The following is a 19,033-nucleotide window of genomic DNA, read 5'->3' as shown; positions in this document are numbered from 1 at the left end:
AGCGGGCGATTGTCCCGCACGCCGGGCACATCGGCCTCCTACAATGCCCCGATGGCTCTTCCTCCCGAGGTTTGCATTCGCGGCGCCGGCATCGTCGGCCGGACGCTGGCGCTGCTGCTGGCGCGCGAGCGCGTGCGCGTGGCGCTGGTGGCGCCTGCCGCCGCGGCCGAGAAGCAGGACGTCCGCGCCTATGCGCTCAACGCCGCCTCGAAGACGCTGCTCGAGTCGCTGCGCGGCTGGCCCGACGCGCCGCATGCCACGCCGGTGCGCGAGATGCTGGTCCATGGCGACGAAGGGGGCCGCGTGCAGTTCCACGCGGCGCGGCAGAAGGTGGAGGCGCTGGCCTGGATCGTCGACGTCCCCGCGCTGGAGCAGCAGCTCACCGACGCCGTGCGCTTCCAGTCGCGCATCGAACTGGTGCCCGAGCCCGTGCAGGCGCCGCTCACGGTGGTCTGCGAAGGCCGCATCAGCGCCACCCGCGAGACGCTCGGCGTGCGCTATGAGGTCACGCGCTATCCGCAGCACGCGATCGCCGCCCGCCTGGTCGCCGACGAGCCGCACGACGGCGCCGCGCGCCAGTGGTTCAATGACCGGGGCGAGGTGTTCGCGCTGCTGCCGATGCTCGACAAGCAGCTCGCGCTCGTCTGGTCGGTCGACCAGCTGCGCGCGCCCGAGCTGCTCGCACTGACGGCCGATCAATTCAATGCCGCCTTGCACGAAGCCAGCCACGGCGCGCTGGGCGCGCTGCGCCTGGTGAGCGAGCGCGCGTCATGGCCGTTGCAGCGCGCCATCGCCGACCGCTGGACCGGCCGGCTTGCCGACGGCAGTGCCTGGGCACTGGCCGGCGACGCCGCACACACCGTGCATCCGCTGGCCGGGCAGGGCCTCAACCTCGGCCTGGCCGACGCCGCGGCGCTGGCCAAGGTCATCAAGGACCGCGACTACTGGCGCAGCGTGGGCGACGCCCGGCTGCTGCGCGCCTACGAACGCTCGCGCCGCGCCGAAGTCCTGGCCATGAGCCTGGCCACCGACGGCCTGCAGCAGCTCTTCGCGCACAACGCCGACCCGCTGCCGGCCCTTCGCAACTGGGGCATGCGTGGCTTCGACCGCACGCGGCTCATCAAGCAATGGGTCGCGAAGCAGGCCATGGGTCTGACATGAGCAGCGCACGGCCGCCCGAAGGTGCTCCCATGAATTCCGCAAGCAAGACCACCATCATGAAAACCGCATCCGCTCTTCTTGCCGCAATCGCATTCGGCTGCAGCCTGGGCGCAACGGCCGGCGAGGCCGAGATCCGCCAGAACCTGGGCACGCGCATTCCGCAGTTCGCCAAGATCGACGAGATCCGCAAGGCGCCGGTGCCGGGACTCTACGAAGTGCGCATCAACGGCTTCGAGATCTTCTACACCGATGAGCAGGGCAACTACCTGCTGCAGGGCAACCTGATCGACGTCAAGGCGCGCCGCAACCTCACCGAGGAGCGGGTCGAGAAGCTCAGCGAGGTGGCCTTCGACAAGCTGCCGGTGCAGGACGCTTTCAAGATCGTGCGCGGCAACGGCAAGCGCAAGCTCGCGGTCTTCGAGGATCCGAACTGCGGCTACTGCAAGCAGTTCGAGCGCGACCTGACCAAGGTCGACAACGTGACCATCCATCTCTTCCTCTATCCGGTGCTGGGACCGGACTCCGTCGTGAAGGCGCGCAACATCTGGTGCTCCAAGGACAAGGCCAAGGCCTGGACCGACTGGATGCAGCGCGGCGTCGCGGCCGAGACGGCCGAATGCGACACCGCCGCGCTCACCCGCAACCGCGAGTTCGGCCAGAAATACAACATCACCGGCACGCCCACGCTGATCTTCAGCGACGGCACGCGCGCACCCGGAGCGATCCCGGCGGCGCAGGTCGAGAAGCAACTCGCCGCGACCCACTGATGGTCGCGGCGGCCATCCACTACCGCGTCGAATGCGCGGATCGCAACGCGCACCTGTTCGTCATCACGCTGCGCCTCGAGCAGCCCGCTGCGCGGCAGCGCTTCACGCTGCCGGTGTGGATTCCCGGCAGCTACCTGGTGCGCGAGTTCTCCAAGAACCTGCAGCAGCTGCAGGCGAGCCAGGGCCGGCGCAAGCTCGCCGTGCAGCAGCTCGACAAGTGCAGCTGGCAGGTCGACGGCACCCCCGGCAAGCCGATGGAACTCCGCTACCAGGTCTGCGCTTACGACAACTCGGTGCGCACCGCCTGGCTGGATTCGTCGCGCGCCTTCTTCAACGGCACGAGCCTGTGCTTGCGCGTCGAAGGCCAGGCCGACGAGCCGCATGCGATCGAGATCGTCGCGCCCGCGCTCTCGAAGGACGAGGAGCGCTGGTCCTGTGCGACCGCCTTGAAGCCGGTCAAGACCGATCGCCAGGGCTTCGGCAGCTATCTCGCCGCCAGCTACGACGAGCTGGCCGATAGCCCGGTCGAGATGGGCGCCTTCTGGAGCGCCGAGTTCGACGCCTGCGGCGTGCCGCACCGCTTCGTGGTCGCCGGCGCACCGCCCTCCTTCGACGGCGAGCGGCTGATCGCCGACACGCGGGCCATCTGCGAGACGCAGATTCGCTTCTGGCACGGCGCCAAGGTCGGCAAGCGCGGCGGTCCGAAGCCGCCGCACGACCGCTACGTCTTCATGCTGAACGCCGTGGACGAGGGCTACGGCGGCCTCGAGCATCGCCATTCGACCGCGCTGATCTGCACGCGGCGCGACCTGCCGCAGCTCGGCCTCAAGAAGCAGCCCGAGGGCTACACCACGCTGCTGGGCCTGGTCAGCCACGAGTACTTCCATACCTGGAACGTGAAGCGCCTGCGGCCCGCCGAATTCGAGCACTACGACTACGAGCGGGAAAACTACACGCAGCTCCTGTGGCTGTTCGAGGGCTTCACGAGCTACTACGACGACCTGCTGCTGCGTCGCGCCGGCCGCCTGGACGACGCAGGCTATCTGCGCCTCGTCAACAAGACCGTCAACCAGGTGCTGCAGGCGCCGGGCCGCCATGTGCAGTCGGTGGCGCAGGCCAGCTTCGACGCCTGGGTCAAGTACTACCGGCAGGACGAACAGACGGCCAACACCACCATCAGCTACTACACCAAAGGCGCGCTGGTCGCGCTGTGCTTCGACCTGACGCTGCGCGGCGAAGGCCAGGGCTCGCTCGATGACGTGATGCGGCTGATGTGGAAGCAGAGCGGCGGCGGGCCGGTGAGCGAGGCCGACTTCAGCGCAGCGCTCGAAGCCATCGGGGGCCGCTCGTTCTCGGACGAGATCGCACGCTGGGTGCATTCGACCGAGGAGCTGCCGCTGGCAGAGCTGCTGGGCCGGCACGGCGTGGCCGCGAACGAGGACCCGGCGCAACGCGCCCAGGCGCTCGGCCTGCGCGTGGCGGAGTCCAGCGGCAGCGTGCAGGTCAAGATGGTGTTGCGCGGCGGTGCCGCCGAGCAGGCGGGCTTCGCGGCAAACGACGAGTGGATCGGCATCGAGCTGGCCGCCGCGAAGGGCCGTCCGGCCCAGGGCTGGCGCATCGTTCGGCTCGACGACCTCGGGCTCTACCTCGGGCCCCTCAAGAAGATCACCGCGCTGGTGGCGCGCGATCGGCGGCTGCTGCGGCTGCCGCTCACGCTGCCGACCGGCGTCACCACCTGGCGGCTGGCCGCGCAGGATCCCGCGAAGATCGCGCGCTGGCTGGTGCCGCAGTAAAACAGCGCCGAGCTGTTCCGCATTGTTCCTTCCAAGGAGATCCCCATGAGCTACGAGAACATCGAAGTCCGCACCGAAGCCGGCAAGGTCGGCATCGTCACGCTGAACCGGCCCAAGGCCCTGAACGCGCTCAACGATGCGCTGATGACCGAACTCGGAGACGCGCTCAAGGCCTTCGACGCCGACCCCGCCATCGGCTGCATCATCCTCACCGGCAGCGAACGCGCGTTTGCCGCCGGTGCGGACATCGGCGCCATGGCCAGCTACAGCTTCGTCGACGTCTACAAGGGCGACTACATCACGCGCAACTGGGAGACCATCCGAAGCGTGCGCAAGCCGGTGATCGCGGCGGTGAGCGGCTTCGCGCTCGGCGGCGGCTGCGAGCTGGCGATGATGTGCGACTTCATCATCGCGGCCGACAACGCCCGCTTCGGCCAGCCCGAAATCAAGCTCGGCGTGATCCCGGGCGCCGGCGGCACGCAGCGCCTGCCGCGCGCGGTGGGCAAGAGCAAGGCGATGGACATGGCGCTGACCGGCCGCATGATGGACGCCGCCGAAGCCGAGCGCGCGGGCCTGGTGAGCCGCGTGGTGCCCTACGACAAGCTGATGGACGAAGCACTGGGCGCCGCCCTGGTCATCGCCGACTTCTCGCAGGTGGCGGTCATGGCGGCCAAGGAATCGGTCAACCGCGCCTTCGAGAGCGGCCTGTCGGATGGCGTGATGTTCGAGCGCCGTCTGTTCCACGCGCTGTTCGCGACCACCGACCAGAAGGAAGGCATGGACGCCTTCGTCAACAAGCGCAAGCCGGCCTTCAAGCACAGCTAGCGCTGCACCGCGGGCGGCTCCGCCCCGGCCTCGGCGGGCTGCTGCGGTTTGAACTGCAGCTGGGGCGGCGGCGATGGCTGCGCCGGCGGTTCGACGGCGTGCCGCAAGGCCTCGCGCAAGGCGGCCAGCGACGCTGCCGAAGGCGTGCCGGTCGCCGCCCCCCTCCGGCCCTCGCGCCAGCGCACCTGGCTGCTGCCCAGCTCGAAGGTCGCCATCACATCGCCGTTGCTGCGCTCGAGCGTGACGCGCCACTCGGGCGCGCCGGCCAGCGGCTGAGTGCCGGCGGCCGAGATCGCGGCCGATCCCAGCAGCGCGTTGAGGTCCTGCGCCTCCGAACGCGACAGGGTGCGGCTGGCGCCGCCGCGCTGCGTGATGGTGATGCGGCTCCATTGCGAGAGCGCGGAGAAGCTGGGTGGCTCGGGGGCTCCGGCGGGCGCGGGTGGCGCGGCGACCGACGGCGCGGCGGCGCGCCCCTCGCGGGCGAGATCGGCGGCATCGCGGGCGGCACCGGCGCCCGGCGCAGGACCGGGCGGCGCGGCAGAGCGCTGTCTCGAAGCGCTTTCTTCCTCACTGCGCATCCGCTCGGACAACGAGCCGCGGGGCGCGGCGAGGGCCGGCGCAGGCGGAGCCGCCGTTGCGGCCGAGCCGGAGCGCCTGGCCTCATCGGCTTGCCGGCGCGGCAGCTCGGAAGGTGCGGTCGCCGCTGCAGGGCGTTCGGCTGGGCGCTGGGGGCCCGCGCCCTTCGCCGCGGCCGCATCGGTGGCAGGTTCCGCCGGCACCTCCGGCGCGGGAAGCTGGCTGCTGGCGATGTCCTGGCTCGATGGCAGCGCCCGCTTGGCCGCCTGCGATGGGGACGCGGGGGCAGGCGCAGGCGCGGCCGGCGGCGGGCTTGCCGGCGCTTCGGGCGTGCCGCCGCGATGTGCGGGGGCGCCGGACCGTACCTCGCCGTCCGGACGCGCGCCGGGCACCGGCTCGCGCTGCCACAGCACGGCCACCAGCACACCGACCACCAGGGTCGCGAAGGCGGCAATCCATGGCATGCGCGTGCCACCGCCCGGGCCGCCCAGGAGGCGCCGCCACCACGGATGCGCCGCTGCCTCCGGCACCGCCGCCGCAAAGGGCTCGACCGCCTCATGCGCGTGGTCCAGGATGGCCTTGCGCAGGCGCCAGTTCGGCACCGCGGTGTGATCCGGCGCGTTCAGGAGCGCGCGATGCAGCGCCTCGTCGCGCAGATCGCCGTTGTCCTCGTTCATCGTGCTGCTCATGCCCGGCGCTCCAGCACCACCAGGTAGCGCTCCATGCAGCCGCGCAGCTTCCTGAGCCCATAGCGCAGTCGGCTGCGCACCGTCTCGAAATTGACGTCGAGCGTCTGCGCCATCAGCGCCACCGTGAAGCCCTCCTCCTGGTGCAGCAGGAAGACCGAACGCTGATCGTCGGGCAGCTCGTCCAGGCAGGCCAGCAGGCGCCGGCCGGCGGCGCGCCAGAACGCCAGCTCCTCGGCCGAGGGATGGGCGGCGTTCGAAGACGCCCCACCCTCGCTCAGCAGGCCGCGGCTGAACAGGCGAGCGGCCTCGAGGCCGTCGCCGTCCTCGTCATGGGCATAGAAGGCGACTTCGCGCCCGCTCAGCCGCAGCCGGTCCATGGCCAGGTTGTGCGCGATCGTGAAGGCCCAGCTACGCCAGCTCGCGCCCTGCGGCGAGAAGCTCCCGCGCGCAGCGACGATGCGCATCCAGGTCTCCTGGAACACCTCGTCGACCTCGGCGGCGAGACGAATGCCCATGAGGCGCCGCACGAATCGGAACAGCGCGCTCTCGTGGCGCGCATAGAGCACGTCGAAGGCGTTCGTGTCGCCGTCGGCGTAGGCGAGCATCAGCTGGTCGTCCGGCATGGTGTCGTGGAGCGACGGGTTCGCGGGGGGTGGCGCATGCATCGGCAGATTTTCACCTCTCGTTCTACGGACGGCGGTAGCGCCCCGCGGTCAGCGATAGCTCGAAAAAGGCGCCGCGCCAGCCCCCGCGCCGGCCCCGGCCGTATCAGCCTGCATCCGAGGCGTCGGACGATGCCGCGGCCGCGATGCCGGCTCCCGCCAGTTCGCCGCCAGCCGCGAAGGAGGCGCCGATCGCCGAAGCCGAAGGAGCGCTCCGCTTCACCGCCTGATCGTGCGGCTGGTGAGCGAGGAGCTGGGGAAACTGCCGAAGGCCGGTTGAGGCTTTGGGAAGCCGGGTTATAATTTTGGGCTCGGCTCTTTAGCTCAGTCGGTTAGAGCGATGGAATCATAATCCACAGGTCCGCGGTTCGAGTCCGTGAAGAGCCACCACCCAAAGGAAAGCCTGCTATCAGATCGATAGCAGGCTTTTTTCTTGGGAAGCCGGGAAAGTATTGCGCCGGGTAACTTCGCCATGGTCCGGCAGGCGCCGTGCGCCTTGTCCGACACCCCGTCGCGCGCCGCTCCGCACCATCGAGCACCGTCATTCGCCGGAGGGCGCGATGGATTCCCCTGCAGCCGTGCACAAGAGCTATCAGCGATTCTTTGCCTGGACTTTCGTGCTTGCGATCGCGCTGGCGGTCGGGCTCGTCTGGATCGAGCTCGCGTTCCCGCCATCGCCAGCGCCGCCGCCCACGACCTTGCCGGCCGCGCCCGCCGGCGAGTTCGACCTGCATGAACTCCGACTTCTGCTGACCGTGGCGGCATTGATCGCTGCCTTCGTGTCGCTCGCCGGCCTGATCGTGGCCGCTCCTTTGGCGTGGCTGGATAGGCGGAAGGCCCGGGCTCGGGCTTCATTGGAGCTGGCCCTCAAGCGGCAGGATCACATCAACTGGATGGCAGCGGAGCACGCACCGACCCGGCCGCCGAAGGCGCGGCGCGCGCCGATGGCCGGCAGGCACCGTCACGGTCCGGCCGCCCGCAGAATTCACGGCGCGCACTGAGCGGCCCCATGCAGAAGGTCCGCTGGAAGCGGGCTGGCCGAGGATGGGGCGGGACAGGGACGCCCTGCTACTCCTGGGGACGAAACGCGCTGAGGAATTCGGCGGTCTTGTCCGCCGGGCGCCAGGTCACCGTGACCGGGGCGGCAACGCCGGAAGCGCTCGCCTGCGCCGCCGTCGCCGTGCCATCGCTCTTGCAGGCGCTCAAGCCCAGGGCGAGGGCCAGGCTCGCCATCCCCATCCACGCTGTCTTCTTCATCGTCGAGTCCCTCGTTCCGCCCACCGCGCGGGCTGCATCCGGGCGCCGATGCTAAATCAAATATTTGAACCTAAGTACTCTTTTTTTAGATAAAAGTCAGAAGTCAGTATTACTCGAGCGGCGGCGCGGCCAGGTCCGGGATCAGCGCCTCGCCCGCCACCCGCGACTCGGCCTGCGCCAGGATGCTCTGCAAAATGCCCGGCACCTCGAACACGGCCCGGTTGTGCACCTTGTGCGTGGCGGCGCGGTAGCGGTCGAGGTCGCGCACCAGTTCCTGGACCGCGCCGGGCACCTTGGCATAGCTCGAGCGCACCAGTCCTACGCCCTGCTCGCGCACCCACCGGGCGTTGTAGCGTTCCTGGGGCAAGGTCCAGCTGTTGCACACGACGATCACCGGCAGGCGCAACTGCACCGCCTCGCTGACGCTGCCGGGGCCCGGCTTGCCGATGAAAAAATCGGCCAGCTGCATGTAGCGGGCGACGTCGGGCGTGAAGCCCAACACCACCCGCGGCGCCTGCGCCGGCAGCGCGCGCAAGGCCTCGGCCAACGATTCGTTGTGGCCGCAGGCGAGGATCATCTGCATCCGGGGCAGGCGCCGGGCGATGCCGAGCATGGCCTTGGAGCCCTGCCCGCCGAACAGCACCAGGCCGGTCGGGCGGTCCGGGTCCAGGCCGAGGCGGCGGCGCTCCTCGGCGCGATCGATCGGCGTGGTCTCGTAGAAGGTCGAACGGATCAACATCCCCGAGGTTGCATGGATGCGGTCTTGCGCATAGCCCGCCTCGCGTGCCTGCTGCACGGCCTTGGGCGAGCCGCAGACGAAGTACTGGTCCTGCCCCTTCTCGATCCAGAAATGCGGCGGGTGGTCGGCCAGGTCGGTCAGCACCGTCACATAGGGCACGCCCGGCAGGGCGGTGGCGACCGACTCGTACAGCGAGCGGTTGAAGTTCGGGATCAGCGAGACCACCATGTCGGGCTCCGTCGCCAGCCAGTGCTGCTGGAGCGGCCGCACCAGCTTCGGCCTGGCCCACCGGATCACGGCCTGCAGAACCTTGAGCTCGTGCGTCAGCCCCAGGGTCCAGCCGCGGGCGAGCCGCTTGTTGTAGACGTCCTCCGGGTCCATGCCGGTCAACTTGCGGAAGCCGTCATTCGGATCGAGCACTTCCCGCAGGTTGACCAGCCGCACGGCCCAGGGCAGGCCGGCCCGCTGGATCGCCGCCTCGAGCGCCAGCGCGGACGCGAGGTGCCCGCCGCCGGCGTTGAAGTACACCAGGTCGACGGTCCGGTGGGTCGCGGAAGGCGCTCCCATCATGCGTGTGCCGTCACCTGCCGCGGAGCCGCGCGGCCGGCCCGCGCCGTGACCGGCATGTGCTCGCCCCAGTGCAGGATCTCGAGCGAGCCGTCGGCGTGCTCGGCCAGTGCCGTGAGGCTTTCGACCCAGTCGCCGTCGTTGGCGTAGAGGATGCCGTCGATGTCGCGCAGTTCGGCGTGGTGGATGTGCCCGCAGACCACGCCCTGCACGCCGCGCTTGCGCGCCTCGCGCGCCACGGCCCCCTCGAAGTCGCCCACGTAGCTGACCGCCCGCTTGACCTTGAGCTTCAGGTACTTCGACAGCGACCAGTAGGGCAGCCCCAGGCGCGCACGCAGCGAATTGAGGTGGCGATTGAGCTTGAGCGTGAACTCGTACAGCGAATCGCCCACGTAGGCCAGCCATTTGGCGCACTGGATCACGCCGTCGAACAGGTCGCCGTGCATGACCCAGAGCTTGCGGCCGTCGGCGGTCTCGTGGATCCACTCCTCGGCCACGTCGATGCCGCCGAAGTTGTGGTGCAGGTACTTGCGGGCGAACTCGTCGTGGTTGCCCGGGATGAAGATCACGCGCGTGCCTTTGCGCGCCTTGCGCAGCAGCTTCTGGATGACGTCGTTGTGCGGCTGCGGCCAGTACCAGTGGCGGCGCAGCTGCCAGCCGTCGATGATGTCGCCGACCAGGAACAGCGTCTCGCATTCGGTGTGCTTCAGGAAATCCAGCAGCGCCTTCGCCTGGCAGCCGGGCGTGCCCAGGTGCAGGTCGGAGATCCAGAGGGTTCGATAGCGCTGGGCTGGACGCGAGACCTCGTCCGCCTCCGCACCCGCAAAGGCCTCTGCCGTGTCGCGCCATGCACGAAGAAAAGCGTCATCGCGTTGCATGGGGGCTCATCGTCGCCAGGACGGATGACCCCGCCATGGCGCCGCGGTGAAGCTTCGGTGACAGGGCCGCCGGCGTCGCGGCGACGCTTCACGCAGTCGCGCGGCAGCGATGGATCTCGATGGTCGAGTGCCTGATTTCCTCGTGGATCGTGAAGGTGGCCCGCACCTCGTCGGGCGTCAGCGTCGACGAGTGCGTGACGACGCTGAGCGCGCACGCGTAGGCGCCCGGCCCCACGCGCCACACATGCAGGTCGGCAATGCGCGTCTCCGAATCCGCCAGGCCCTGCTCGACGCCCTCTCGGATCTCCTCGACCACCGGATGGTCCATCTCGCGGTCGAGCAGCACCTTGCCCGTGTCCACCAGCAGGCCGCGCGCCCAGCTCGCGACCAGCACCGCGCCGACGATGCCCATCAAGGGGTCGAGCCAACCCCAACCGTAGAGCCAGCCGCCGGCCAGCGCCAGAATGGCGAGCACCGAGGTAGCGGCGTCGGCCAGGACGTGGAGGTAGGCGGAGCGCAGGTTCAGGTCATGGCCATGCGCGTGCGCGTGCGCGTGCCCGTGCCCGTGCCCGTGCTCACGGTCCTGGTGATGGTCATGGTCGTGCCCATCGTGGTGACGCGTCCTTCCGAGCAGCCAGGCGCAAAGCAGATTGACGGCCAGCCCCAGCACCGCCACCACCATCGCCTCCTGATAGTGGATCGCCACCGGCGTCCACAGCCGCTCGAGCGACCCCACCACCATCAGCAGTGCGATCCCGAGCAGGAACAGTGCGCTCGCGAAGCCGCCCAGCACCTCGATCTTCCAGGTGCCGAAGGCGAAGCGCCGATCGCCGGCGTAACGCCGTGCCGCCGCATAGGCGAAGGCGCTGAGCCCGATCGCCACCGCGTGCGAACTCATGTGCCAGCCATCGGCCAGCAGCGCCATCGAGTTGAACCACCAGCCGGCACCGATTTCCAGCAGCATCGCGACGGCGGTGATCCACATCACCAGCCGCGTGCTGCGCTCGGCCGCCCGGCTGTCTTCCTGGAAGCGGTGCTCGTGCCGCCAGCCGCTGAGGTCGTGGGTATGCATGACGAAGCGCCCTCAGGGTCCGAACATGTCGCCTTCGCGCTGCGGCGCGGCGACGCCCAGGTGCCGGTAGGCCGCCAGCGTGGCGATGCGCCCGCGCGGCGTGCGCTGCAGGTAACCCTGCTGGATGAGGTAGGGCTCGATCACGTCCTCGATGGTGCCCGGCTCCTCGCCGATGCTGGCCGCGATGTTGTCGAGCCCGACCGGGCCGCCGTCGAAGCGGTGGATCACCGCCTCCAGCAGCTTGCGGTCCATCAGGTCGAAGCCCTGGGGATCGACGTCGAGCATGGCCAGCGCCTTGTGCGCCAACGCCTCGGTGATGCGGCCGTCGCCCTTGACCTGCGCGTAGTCGCGCACCCGGCGCAACAGGCGGTTGGCGATGCGCGGCGTGCCGCGCGAGCGGCGTGCGATCTCGAGGCCGCCGGCGGCGTCCGTCGGCACCGAGAGCAGGCCGGCGCTGCGATGCACGATGCGCGCCAGCTCCTCGGCCGTATAGAACTCGAGCCGCGCCACGATGCCGAAGCGGTCGCGCAGCGGGTTGGTCAGCATGCCGGCGCGCGTGGTGGCGCCGACCAGGGTGAAGGGCTGCAGGTCCAGCTTGATGCTGCGCGCGGCCGGGCCTTCGCCGATCATGATGTCGATCTGGTAGTCCTCCAGCGCGGGATAGAGGATCTCCTCCACCACCGGCGAGAGGCGATGGATCTCGTCGATGAAGAGCACGTCGTTGCGCTCGAGATTGGTCAGCAGCGCGGCCAGGTCCTTCGGCTTCTCGAGCACCGGGCCCGAGGTCTGGCGCAGGTTGACGCCCAGCTCGGCGGCAATGATGTGCGACAGCGTGGTCTTGCCCAGGCCGGGCGGCCCGAAGAGCAGCACGTGGTCGAGCGCCTCGCCGCGGTGCCGCGCCGCGCCGATGAAGATCTCCAGCTGCTCGCGCACCTTGGCCTGTCCCACGTATTCGTCGAGCAGCTTGGGGCGCAGGGCCCGCTCGATCGCTTCTTCGTTGGGCGAGGCCGGTGCGGCGGAGACCACGCGTTGCGGGGCCGGGGCGAAGTCGTCGGTCTGGATGGTCATGGCGTTGGCTGGACGGACAGTTTAGTCGGCCGAACGGCCGGCCGAGGTTCGGCACAGGCCTCGGCCGGACGCCCCTGCGGCAGAATGCGCCACCGACGAGGAGTGCGCGTGTCCATCTACGAGCTGAAGCCGCGATTCCAGGCCTTGCTGCGGCCGCTGGTCCGGCGTCTGCATGCCGTGGGCGTGACGGCCAACCAGGGCACCGTCGCGGCCTGCGCCCTCTCTGTCGCGCTCGGCCTGTGGCTCTTTTCGCGGCGCCTTCCCCGGCGGTCTTCGTGCTGATACCGCTATGGATGTTCCTGCGCATGGCCTTCAACGCCATCGACGGCATGCTGGCGCACGCGCGCGAGCCGGCTCGCCCTGCTGGATCGGATGACTTCCGGAAAGGTACGCCATGAATGACGACGACCGCGCCCTTTGCGCCGCCACTGCCGGGCTGCTGCGGGCCGGCGGCGCGCTCGCCCTGTGGGGCCTCGCGCTCTCCCTCCTCTCGGGCCTGGTGCTGGCGCTGACTGGGCGCTCCCTCCCTTCGGCCACCTGGGCTGCCTTCGCCGTCGTTGCGCTGATCGGCCTGCCCGAGCGCTACCTGGCAATGCGTGTGCAGCTCGATGCGGCGCTGTTCGACGGACTGGCTCGCAGCACGATCGCGTCGGAGTCCGCCATGGACCGCGCGCTCGCGGCGCTCGGCCTGCGCCGCGGTGCGGACGGCACGCGCCCACTGGCCCACCGCGTGCTCGGCGCCCGCCAGCTGATGCAGCGCCACGGCATTGCGGTGATCGCGCAAACGGTCATCTTCGCCATGGCGCTCGCGATGCAGGATGCTCGCTGAACCATGGATCGCTGGGAGCTCCGTTCATGAGTTCTCCCGGCCCCCGGCCTGCCTCGCCAGGCGGCCGCCATTGTCTCGGCTTGGCTGATCGTGCGCTTCGCCAGGCTGCTGACCGGCGAAGCGCCGTCTGGAGCGGCACCGCCACCAAGGTCGCGCAGACCCTCTGCTTCGCCAACCACACCAGCCACAGGCCTGCGAACCCAAGATCGGCGCGCTCCTACTTTGCCAGCGCCTTCAACGCGAGCTTGATGCCCTCGCCCACCGCCACGTCCTTCGGCAGCGCCTTGAGCGCGGCCGCCGCCTCGCGGTCGCTGTAACCCAGCGCGAGCAGCGCCTGCAGGATGTCGGCCTGCGCATCGGTGGCGGCATGCGCTGGTGCGCCGATCTCGGCGCCCAGCTTGCCCTTGAGCTCGAGCAAGAGCCGCTCGGCCGTCTTCTTGCCGATGCCCGGGATCTTCACCAGCCGTCCCGCCTCCTGCAGCGTGACCGCCTGCGACAGCTCCCCGACGCTCATGCCGCTCAGCAGGCCCAGCGCCGTGCGCGGACCCACGCCGGAGATCTTGATCAGCTGGCGGAAGGCGGCACGCTCCTCGGCCGTGCCGAAGCCGTAGAGGATCTGCGCGTCCTCGCGCACCACGAAGTGCGTGAGCAGCGACACGCGCTCACCCGCCGAGGGCAGGTTGTAGAAGGTGCTCATCGGCACATCGACTTCGTAGCCGACGCCGTTGCAGTCCACCACCACCTGCGGCGGATTGCGCTCGGCCAGGATGCCGGTGAGTTTGCCTATCATGGGTGCCCTTTTCGCTTTTGAAAATGAAATCCGCGTGATTCTGCGACACACCTTCGCCCCGCCCAACAACACCCGCCTGAGCCACCTCTGCGGGCCGCTGGACGGCCACCTGCGTCGCATCGAGGAAGCACTGGACGTCAAGGTCGCGCACCGGCACGAGCAGTTCAAGGTCGAAGGCCACAAGGCCAATGCGCAGCGCGCCATGGACGTGCTCCAGGCCCTCTACGAAATCGCCCAGCGCCCCATCGATGCAGCCGTGGTGCAGCTCACGCTCGCCGGCGACAGCACCCTGGGCGAGGCCGAGGACGGCGCGATCACGCTGGCCACGCGCCGAACGGATCTGCGCGCGCGCACGCCCAATCAGAGCGTCTACCTGCACAACATCGCCGAGCACGACATCACCCTCGGGATCGGCCCCGCCGGCACCGGCAAGACCTACCTGGCCGTGGCCAGCGCGGTCGATGCGCTGGAGCGCAGCGCCGTGCAGCGCATCGTGCTCACGCGCCCGGCCGTCGAGGCCGGCGAGCGGCTCGGCTTCCTCCCGGGCGACCTGACGCAGAAGGTCGATCCCTACCTGCGACCGCTGTACGACGCGCTCTACGACCTGATGGGCTTCGACCGCGTGCAGAAGGCCTTCGAGCGCAATACGCTGGAGATCGCCCCGCTGGCCTTCATGCGCGGGCGCACGCTCAACAACGCCTTCGTGATCCTCGACGAAGCGCAGAACACGACGCCCGAGCAGATGAAGATGTTCCTCACGCGCATCGGCTTCGGCGCCAAGGCGGTGGTGACCGGCGACGTGAGCCAGATCGACCTGCCCAAGCAGCAGCTGAGCGGCCTGATCGATGCCGAGCGGGTGCTCAGGCGGGTCAAGGGCATCGCCATCACGCATTTCACCAGTGCCGATGTGGTGCGGCACCCGCTCGTGGCCCGCATCATCGATGCGTACGACGGCGCGCGCAAACGCGCGTCCAGCCGGGACTGAGATGGCCCTCAAGGATCTGTCTCTGTCGCTGCAATTCGCGCGCTTTCGCGAGGTCGCCCGCCATCGCGCGGCGCTGCCACGGCACCGGGTCGCCCGCTGGATTCGCCATGCGCTCGCGGCCGACGGCGAGATCACCGTGCGCATCGTCGACGCCGAAGAAGGCCAGCAGCTCAACCGCGAGTTCCGCGGCAAGGACTACGCGACCAACGTGCTGACCTTCGACTACGCGCAGAGCCCCGTCGTGATGGCCGACCTGGTGCTGTGCGCGCCGGTGGTCGCGCGCGAGGCGAAGGAGCAGCGCAAGACCCTCGCTGCCCACTACGCCCACCTGCTGGTGCACGGCACGCTGCATGCGCAGGGCTGGGACCATGAGACCGGCGCGGCCGAGGCCGAGGCGATGGAGGCGCGCGAGATCGAGATCCTCGCGGGCCTCGGGATCAAGAACCCCTATTGAATCTGCAGCGGGATCGTGACCGGCCCGTCGTTCACCAGCCTGACCTGCATGTCCGCACCGAATTCGCCGGTGGCGACCTCGGCATGCGCCCGGCGCGCCTGGGCGACGAAGTACTCGTAGAGCCGGCGCCCTTCGTCGGGCGGCGCGGCCTGGGTGAAGCTCGGCCGGTTACCACCGCTGGCATCGGCCGCCAGCGTGAACTGGCTCACCACGAGCAGGCCGCCGCCGATGTCCTGCACGCTGCGGTTCATCTTGCCGGCCTCGTCGGAGAAGATGCGCAGCTTCAGGATCTTCGCCAGCATCCGGTCCGCCTGCGCCTCGGCGTCGCCGCGCTCGGCGCACAGCAGCACCAGCAGACCAGGGCCGACGGCGCCGACGGTCCGTTCCGCGATGTCGACCCGTGCTTCGGCGACGCGCTGGAGCAGCGCCTTCACGAAGGCGTCTCCTCGATCTGCGTCGAGCGCGCCTCCATGCCCAGCGGCAGCAGCTGAATGGTCACGCGCAGCCCGGGCACCGCATCCATCAGCGACTGCTCCAGGGCGTCGCGCAAACCGGCGGCACGCTGCAGTGTCCAGTCGCCGGGCACATGCATGTGCAGGTCGGCGAAGCGGCGTTGTCCGGCCCGGCGCGTGGCGATGTCGTCGAAGCGAAGCTGCCGGCCCTCGGGCACGCTGGCGGCGAAATGTTCGAGCGCGGCATGGAGCATGGCCTGAGACTCGGGGTCCAGCGCCTCGTCCATCAAGCCCTGCGACGAGCGCCAGACCAGCTTGACGCCCTCGCGCGCGATGTTGAGCGCCACCCCGATCGCGAGCAGCGGATCGAGCCACAGCCAGCCCGTCAGCGCCACTGCGACGATGCCCACCACCACCGCGGCCGAAGTCCAGACGTCGGCCATGAGGTGCTTCGCGTCGGCCTCGAGCGCGATGGAGCGATGCGAGCCCGCGGCGCGGAAAAGCGCCAGCGCCAGCCCTGCATTCAGGGCGGAGCTCAGCACCGACAGCGCCAGGCCCCAGCCCAGCTGCTGAAGGGGCTCCGGCGAACGCAAGCGCACGACCGCCGCCCACACGATGGCGGCCGCCGCGGCGAAGATCAGGATGCCTTCGAAGCCCGAGGAGAAGTACTCGGCCTTGTGATGGCCGTAAGGATGGTCCTCGTCGGCCGGCCGCGCGGCGATCGTGACCATCGCGAGCGCGAACATCGCGCTTGCCAGGTTCACGAAGGACTCCATCGCGTCGGAGATCAGACCCATGGAATGGGTCAGCCAGCCGGCCGCACCCTTCAACACGATGGTCGTCAGCGCGACCGCGATCGAGAGGCGCAGCAGCAGCTTCGGGCTCAGTGCCCCGGAGGACGGAGAAGGCAGCAGGGAGGACAAGAGGAATCGGAGAGAGGACGCCGCAGCGGGAGGCCGATTATCGGGGCCAGGCCCTGCGGCTCCCCGTCGCGCGTACCATCCGCCGGCAGATCGAGAAATTCTGCTGCACACACCATGAACCAGACACGCCTTGCCACGATCGCTTGTGGCCTCCTCCTGTCCGCGGCCGGTGCGCTGGCGCAGACAGCGCCTGCCGCCGGCGCGCCGGCCACGCCGCCCGTCGGCGCGGACCATGCGGGCATCCTCAAGTCGGTCCGCGGCAAGGTACTGCTGCTGGGCGCCGACGGCAGCACGCGCCAGGCGCAGGCCGGCGATCCCATCGCGCCCATCGATCGCCTCCAGACCGAAGCCGGCTCCGCCGCCAGCCTCGTGCTGCGCGACGGCACGACGATGGTGGTGGGGCCTTCGTCCCGGCTCGATCTCAAGCAGTTCCATTTCGACGCGACCACGCGCGACGGCGGTCTGCTGGTCTCGCTGCTGCGCGGATCGCTGCGCATGGTCACCGGCTTGATCGGCAAGACGCAGCCGGATGCGGTGCGCGTCGAGACCCAGACGGCCACCATTGCGATCCGGGGTGCGGACTTCATCGTGCAAACGGATACCGCGCAATGATGGAGCAGCGCCCCCGATTCGTACTTCTCGCGGCAACCCTGTCGGCCGCGTTGCTCGCGGGATGCGCCACGCCACCCGGCACGCGCGTGGTGCTGCTGCCGCCGGCGGACGGCGCGCCTTCGGCGGTGGTCGTGCGCGCCAACAACGATGACGAGCGGACGCTGTCCATGCCCTACGAGCGCGCGACCGCCAAGGCCCGCGGCGCCCCCGTCGTCGACCGAGCCGATCCGGACCGGTTGCGGGCCGACAACCCGGCGCTCTTCGAGCTGCTGCCCCCGCCGGTGCTCAGGTACACCGTGTACTTCGACGCGGCCGGCTCGGTGCTCACCGCCTCCTCGCAGATGGCACTGAGCGAGTCGCTCAAGACGGCGCTGGCACGCAGCGGCGGCGAGATCGTGGTGACGGGACATACCGACACGATCGGCTCCGCGGCCCGCAACGACGAGCTGTCGCGGCGAAGGGCCGAGCAGGTCAGGCAGTTGTTGCTGGCGCGCGGCTTCCCGGCGCACAGGATCGAGGTGGTGGGGCGCGGCGAGCGCGATCTGGCCATTCCGACGTCGGACGAGGTTGAAGAGCCCCGGAACCGCCGCGTGACCATCGAGGTCCGCTGAGGCCTGCCAGCTCAGCCGAGCGTCACGCGCGCGAACTTGCGCTTGCCGACCTGCACGACGTAGGTACCGGCGTCCAGCTTGAGCCCCTTGTCGCTGATCACCGAGGAATCGACGCGCACGCCGCCGCCCTCGATCAGCCGGTTGCCCTCCGAAGTCGAGGGCGCCAGGCCGGCTTGCTTGAGCAGCTGCGCGATGCCCAGCGGTGCGCCTGTCAGCGAGAGCTCTGGGATCTCATCCGGCACGCCGCCCTTGCTGCGGTTGATGAAGTCCTGCTCCGCCGCCTCGGCAGCGGCCGGGCTGTGGAAGCGCGCGGTGATCTCCTTGGCCAGGGCGACCTTGGCGTCCTTCGGGTTGCGCCCGCCTTCGACCTCGGTCCTCAGCGCTTCGATCTCGGCCAGCGAGCGGAAGGACAGCAGCGTATACCAGCGCCACATGAGCGTGTCCGAGATCGACAGCACCTTGGCGAACATGGTGTTGGGGTCCTCGCTGATGCCGATGTAGTTGTTCTTGCTCTTCGACATCTTCTCGACGCCGTCCAGACCCTCGAGCAGCGGCATCGTGAGGATGCACTGCGGCTCCTGGCCGTACTCCTGCTGGAGATGGCGGCCGACCAGCAGGTTGAACTTCTGGTCGGTGCCGCCCAGTTCGAGGTCGGATCGGAGCGCCACGGAGTCGTAGCCCTGCATCAGCGGATAGAGGAACTCGTGCACCGAGATCGACTGCCCGGCCTTGAATCGCTTGCTGAAGTCGTCACGCTCCATCATGCGCGCGACCGTGTACTTGGCCGCCAGCTGGATCATGCCGCGCGCGCCGAGCGGATCGCTCCATTCGGAGTTGTAGCGGATCTCGGTCTTGGAGGGGTCGAGCACCAGGCTGGCCTGGCGGTAGTAGGTCTGGGCGTTGGCCTCGATCTGCTCGCGCGAGAGCGGCGGCCGGGTGCTGTTGCGGCCGGAGGGGTCGCCGATGGTCGTGGTGAAGTCGCCGATCAGGAAGATGACGGTATGGCCCAGATCTTGCAGCTGGCGCATCTTGTTGAGCACCACCGTGTGGCCGATATGGATGTCCGGGGCGGTGGGGTCGAGGCCCAGCTTGATGCGCAGCGGCCGGCCGGTGGACTCCGAGCGCTGGAGCTTCTTCACCCACTCGTCCTGGGGCAGCAATTCATCGGTTCCACGAAGCGAAATTTCGAGGGCTCGTCCTACACCGTCGGACAGAGCTGTGGATGTAACAAAACCCGTTTTCATGAAGTAATGCGGCAGTTTTCCGTATGTCAGAAGCTATACTCGGCCCGACTTTTTCAAGCGCCGGATTCTAAGCGGCGCT

21 protein-coding genes, 1 tRNA gene and 1 pseudogene are annotated in these 19,033 nt (G+C 69.3%); 12 read left to right on the top strand and 11 right to left on the bottom strand.

Going from position 1 to position 19,033, the window contains the following annotated elements; genetic code table 11:
* Window positions 1–51 precede the first annotated feature (51 nt).
* The 4 genes from J2739_RS22815 to J2739_RS22800 are packed head-to-tail and all read left to right on the top strand — an operon-like array spanning window position 52 to window position 4,546.
* Entirely contained in the window at window positions 52–1,161 is a 1,110-nt protein-coding gene (locus J2739_RS22815; protein WP_309905908.1) for an FAD-dependent monooxygenase, read from the top strand.
* Window positions 1,162–1,217: 56 nt separating this feature from the next.
* Window positions 1,218–1,928 carry a DsbC family protein gene (locus J2739_RS22810; protein ID WP_309906129.1) on the top strand — a complete coding sequence of 237 codons (711 nt, stop codon included), beginning with the start codon at window positions 1,218–1,220 and terminating at the stop codon, window positions 1,926–1,928.
* Complete coding sequence (locus J2739_RS22805; RefSeq protein ID WP_309905906.1) at window positions 1,928–3,721, top strand: M61 family metallopeptidase; 1,794 nt, start codon at window positions 1,928–1,930, stop codon at window positions 3,719–3,721. The genes J2739_RS22810 and J2739_RS22805 overlap by 1 nt, the downstream gene beginning before the upstream one ends.
* A 45-nt stretch (window positions 3,722–3,766) precedes the next feature.
* Window positions 3,767–4,546 carry an enoyl-CoA hydratase gene (locus tag J2739_RS22800; protein ID WP_309905904.1) on the top strand — a complete coding sequence of 260 codons (780 nt, stop codon included), beginning with the start codon at window positions 3,767–3,769 and terminating at the stop codon, window positions 4,544–4,546.
* On the opposite strand, the gene J2739_RS22795 is transcribed toward J2739_RS22800, so the two are convergent.
* Both J2739_RS22795 and J2739_RS22790 read right to left on the bottom strand, forming a co-directional pair.
* Window positions 4,543–5,811, bottom strand: coding sequence for a hypothetical protein (locus tag J2739_RS22795; RefSeq protein WP_309905902.1), 1,269 nt, complete (start codon window positions 5,809–5,811; stop codon window positions 4,543–4,545). The genes J2739_RS22800 and J2739_RS22795 overlap by 4 nt on opposite strands.
* Window positions 5,808–6,476: a sigma-70 family RNA polymerase sigma factor gene (locus J2739_RS22790; protein ID WP_309905899.1), complete on the bottom strand. Its 669-nt coding sequence runs from the start codon at window positions 6,474–6,476 to the stop codon at window positions 5,808–5,810. Before J2739_RS22790 ends, J2739_RS22795 begins: the two co-directional genes overlap by 4 nt.
* A gap of 310 nt (window positions 6,477–6,786) precedes the next feature.
* On the opposite strand from J2739_RS22790, the gene J2739_RS22785 reads away from it, so the two are divergent.
* Both J2739_RS22785 and J2739_RS22780 read left to right on the top strand, forming a co-directional pair.
* Window positions 6,787–6,863: transfer RNA gene (locus tag J2739_RS22785), tRNA-Met, on the top strand.
* Window positions 6,864–7,051: 188 nt separating this feature from the next.
* Window positions 7,052–7,474, top strand: coding sequence for a hypothetical protein (locus J2739_RS22780; protein ID WP_309905897.1), 423 nt, complete (start codon window positions 7,052–7,054; stop codon window positions 7,472–7,474).
* Window positions 7,475–7,541: 67 nt separating this feature from the next.
* Here the strand turns inward: J2739_RS22780 and J2739_RS22775 are convergent, their stop codons facing one another.
* The 5 genes from J2739_RS22775 to ruvB form a co-directional block, all read right to left on the bottom strand.
* The gene (locus tag J2739_RS22775; protein ID WP_309905895.1) at window positions 7,542–7,730 is read right to left on the bottom strand and encodes a hypothetical protein; all 189 of its coding nucleotides are present in this window, start codon (window positions 7,728–7,730) and stop codon (window positions 7,542–7,544) included.
* 109 nt (window positions 7,731–7,839) lie between these two features.
* Entirely contained in the window at window positions 7,840–9,036 is a 1,197-nt protein-coding gene (locus J2739_RS22770; RefSeq protein WP_309905893.1) for a glycosyltransferase, read from the bottom strand.
* Window positions 9,036–9,914: a UDP-2,3-diacylglucosamine diphosphatase gene (locus J2739_RS22765; protein WP_309905892.1), complete on the bottom strand. Its 879-nt coding sequence runs from the start codon at window positions 9,912–9,914 to the stop codon at window positions 9,036–9,038. Before J2739_RS22765 ends, J2739_RS22770 begins: the two co-directional genes overlap by 1 nt.
* An 88-nt stretch (window positions 9,915–10,002) precedes the next feature.
* A complete protein-coding gene (gene dmeF / locus J2739_RS22760; RefSeq protein WP_309905890.1) occupies window positions 10,003–10,986 on the bottom strand; it encodes a CDF family Co(II)/Ni(II) efflux transporter DmeF in 984 nt (327 codons plus the stop codon).
* Between the two features lie 12 nt (window positions 10,987–10,998).
* Window positions 10,999–12,054, bottom strand: coding sequence for a Holliday junction branch migration DNA helicase RuvB (gene ruvB, locus J2739_RS22755; protein ID WP_309905888.1), 1,056 nt, complete (start codon window positions 12,052–12,054; stop codon window positions 10,999–11,001).
* 108 nt (window positions 12,055–12,162) lie between these two features.
* On the opposite strand from ruvB, the pseudogene J2739_RS22750 reads away from it, so the two are divergent.
* Window positions 12,163–12,392: pseudogene (locus J2739_RS22750) on the top strand (CDP-alcohol phosphatidyltransferase family protein); the annotation flags it as partial.
* A 56-nt stretch (window positions 12,393–12,448) separates the two neighbouring features.
* Complete coding sequence (locus tag J2739_RS22745) at window positions 12,449–12,883, top strand: hypothetical protein (protein ID WP_309905887.1); 435 nt, start codon at window positions 12,449–12,451, stop codon at window positions 12,881–12,883.
* A 217-nt stretch (window positions 12,884–13,100) separates the two neighbouring features.
* Here J2739_RS22745 and ruvA read toward each other — a convergent pair whose 3' ends face one another.
* Window positions 13,101–13,673, bottom strand: a complete 573-nt coding sequence (gene ruvA / locus J2739_RS22740; RefSeq protein WP_309905885.1) for a Holliday junction branch migration protein RuvA — start codon at window positions 13,671–13,673, stop codon at window positions 13,101–13,103.
* A gap of 34 nt (window positions 13,674–13,707) precedes the next feature.
* On the opposite strand from ruvA, the gene J2739_RS22735 reads away from it, so the two are divergent.
* Both J2739_RS22735 and ybeY read left to right on the top strand, forming a co-directional pair.
* Window positions 13,708–14,658, top strand: a complete 951-nt coding sequence (locus tag J2739_RS22735) for a PhoH family protein (protein WP_309905883.1) — start codon at window positions 13,708–13,710, stop codon at window positions 14,656–14,658.
* Between the two features lies 1 nt (window position 14,659).
* Window positions 14,660–15,112, top strand: a complete 453-nt coding sequence (gene ybeY, locus J2739_RS22730; RefSeq protein ID WP_309905881.1) for an rRNA maturation RNase YbeY — start codon at window positions 14,660–14,662, stop codon at window positions 15,110–15,112.
* Here the strand turns inward: ybeY and dtd are convergent.
* The gene (dtd, locus tag J2739_RS22725) at window positions 15,106–15,546 is read right to left on the bottom strand and encodes a D-aminoacyl-tRNA deacylase (RefSeq protein WP_309905879.1); all 441 of its coding nucleotides are present in this window, start codon (window positions 15,544–15,546) and stop codon (window positions 15,106–15,108) included. The two genes, ybeY and dtd, sit on opposite strands and share 7 nt — an antisense overlap.
* On the bottom strand, window positions 15,543–16,478 hold the full coding sequence (locus tag J2739_RS22720) for a cation diffusion facilitator family transporter (RefSeq protein WP_405053939.1): 936 nt from the start codon (window positions 16,476–16,478) through the stop codon (window positions 15,543–15,545). Before J2739_RS22720 ends, dtd begins: the two co-directional genes overlap by 4 nt.
* A 123-nt stretch (window positions 16,479–16,601) precedes the next feature.
* Here J2739_RS22720 and J2739_RS22715 point away from each other — a divergent pair, with 123 nt between their 5' ends.
* Both J2739_RS22715 and J2739_RS22710 read left to right on the top strand, forming a co-directional pair.
* Entirely contained in the window at window positions 16,602–17,099 is a 498-nt protein-coding gene (locus J2739_RS22715; RefSeq protein WP_309905875.1) for a FecR family protein, read from the top strand.
* Window positions 17,096–17,710 carry an OmpA family protein gene (locus J2739_RS22710; RefSeq protein ID WP_309905873.1) on the top strand — a complete coding sequence of 205 codons (615 nt, stop codon included), beginning with the start codon at window positions 17,096–17,098 and terminating at the stop codon, window positions 17,708–17,710. Before J2739_RS22715 ends, J2739_RS22710 begins: the two co-directional genes overlap by 4 nt.
* Window positions 17,711–17,721: 11 nt before the next feature.
* Here J2739_RS22710 and tyrS read toward each other — a convergent pair whose 3' ends face one another.
* Window positions 17,722–18,954 (bottom strand): tyrosine--tRNA ligase, encoded by a 1,233-nt coding sequence (gene tyrS / locus J2739_RS22705; protein WP_309905871.1) that lies wholly within the window; start codon window positions 18,952–18,954, stop codon window positions 17,722–17,724.
* Between the last annotated feature and the right edge of the window lie 79 nt (window positions 18,955–19,033).

This window comes from Variovorax soli (genome assembly GCF_031454625.1).
GTDB lineage: Bacteria > Pseudomonadota > Gammaproteobacteria > Burkholderiales > Burkholderiaceae_C > Variovorax > Variovorax soli_A.
The sequence above is the reverse complement of the archived record's forward strand: the minus strand, read 5'-3'. Positions and strand labels throughout refer to the sequence as shown.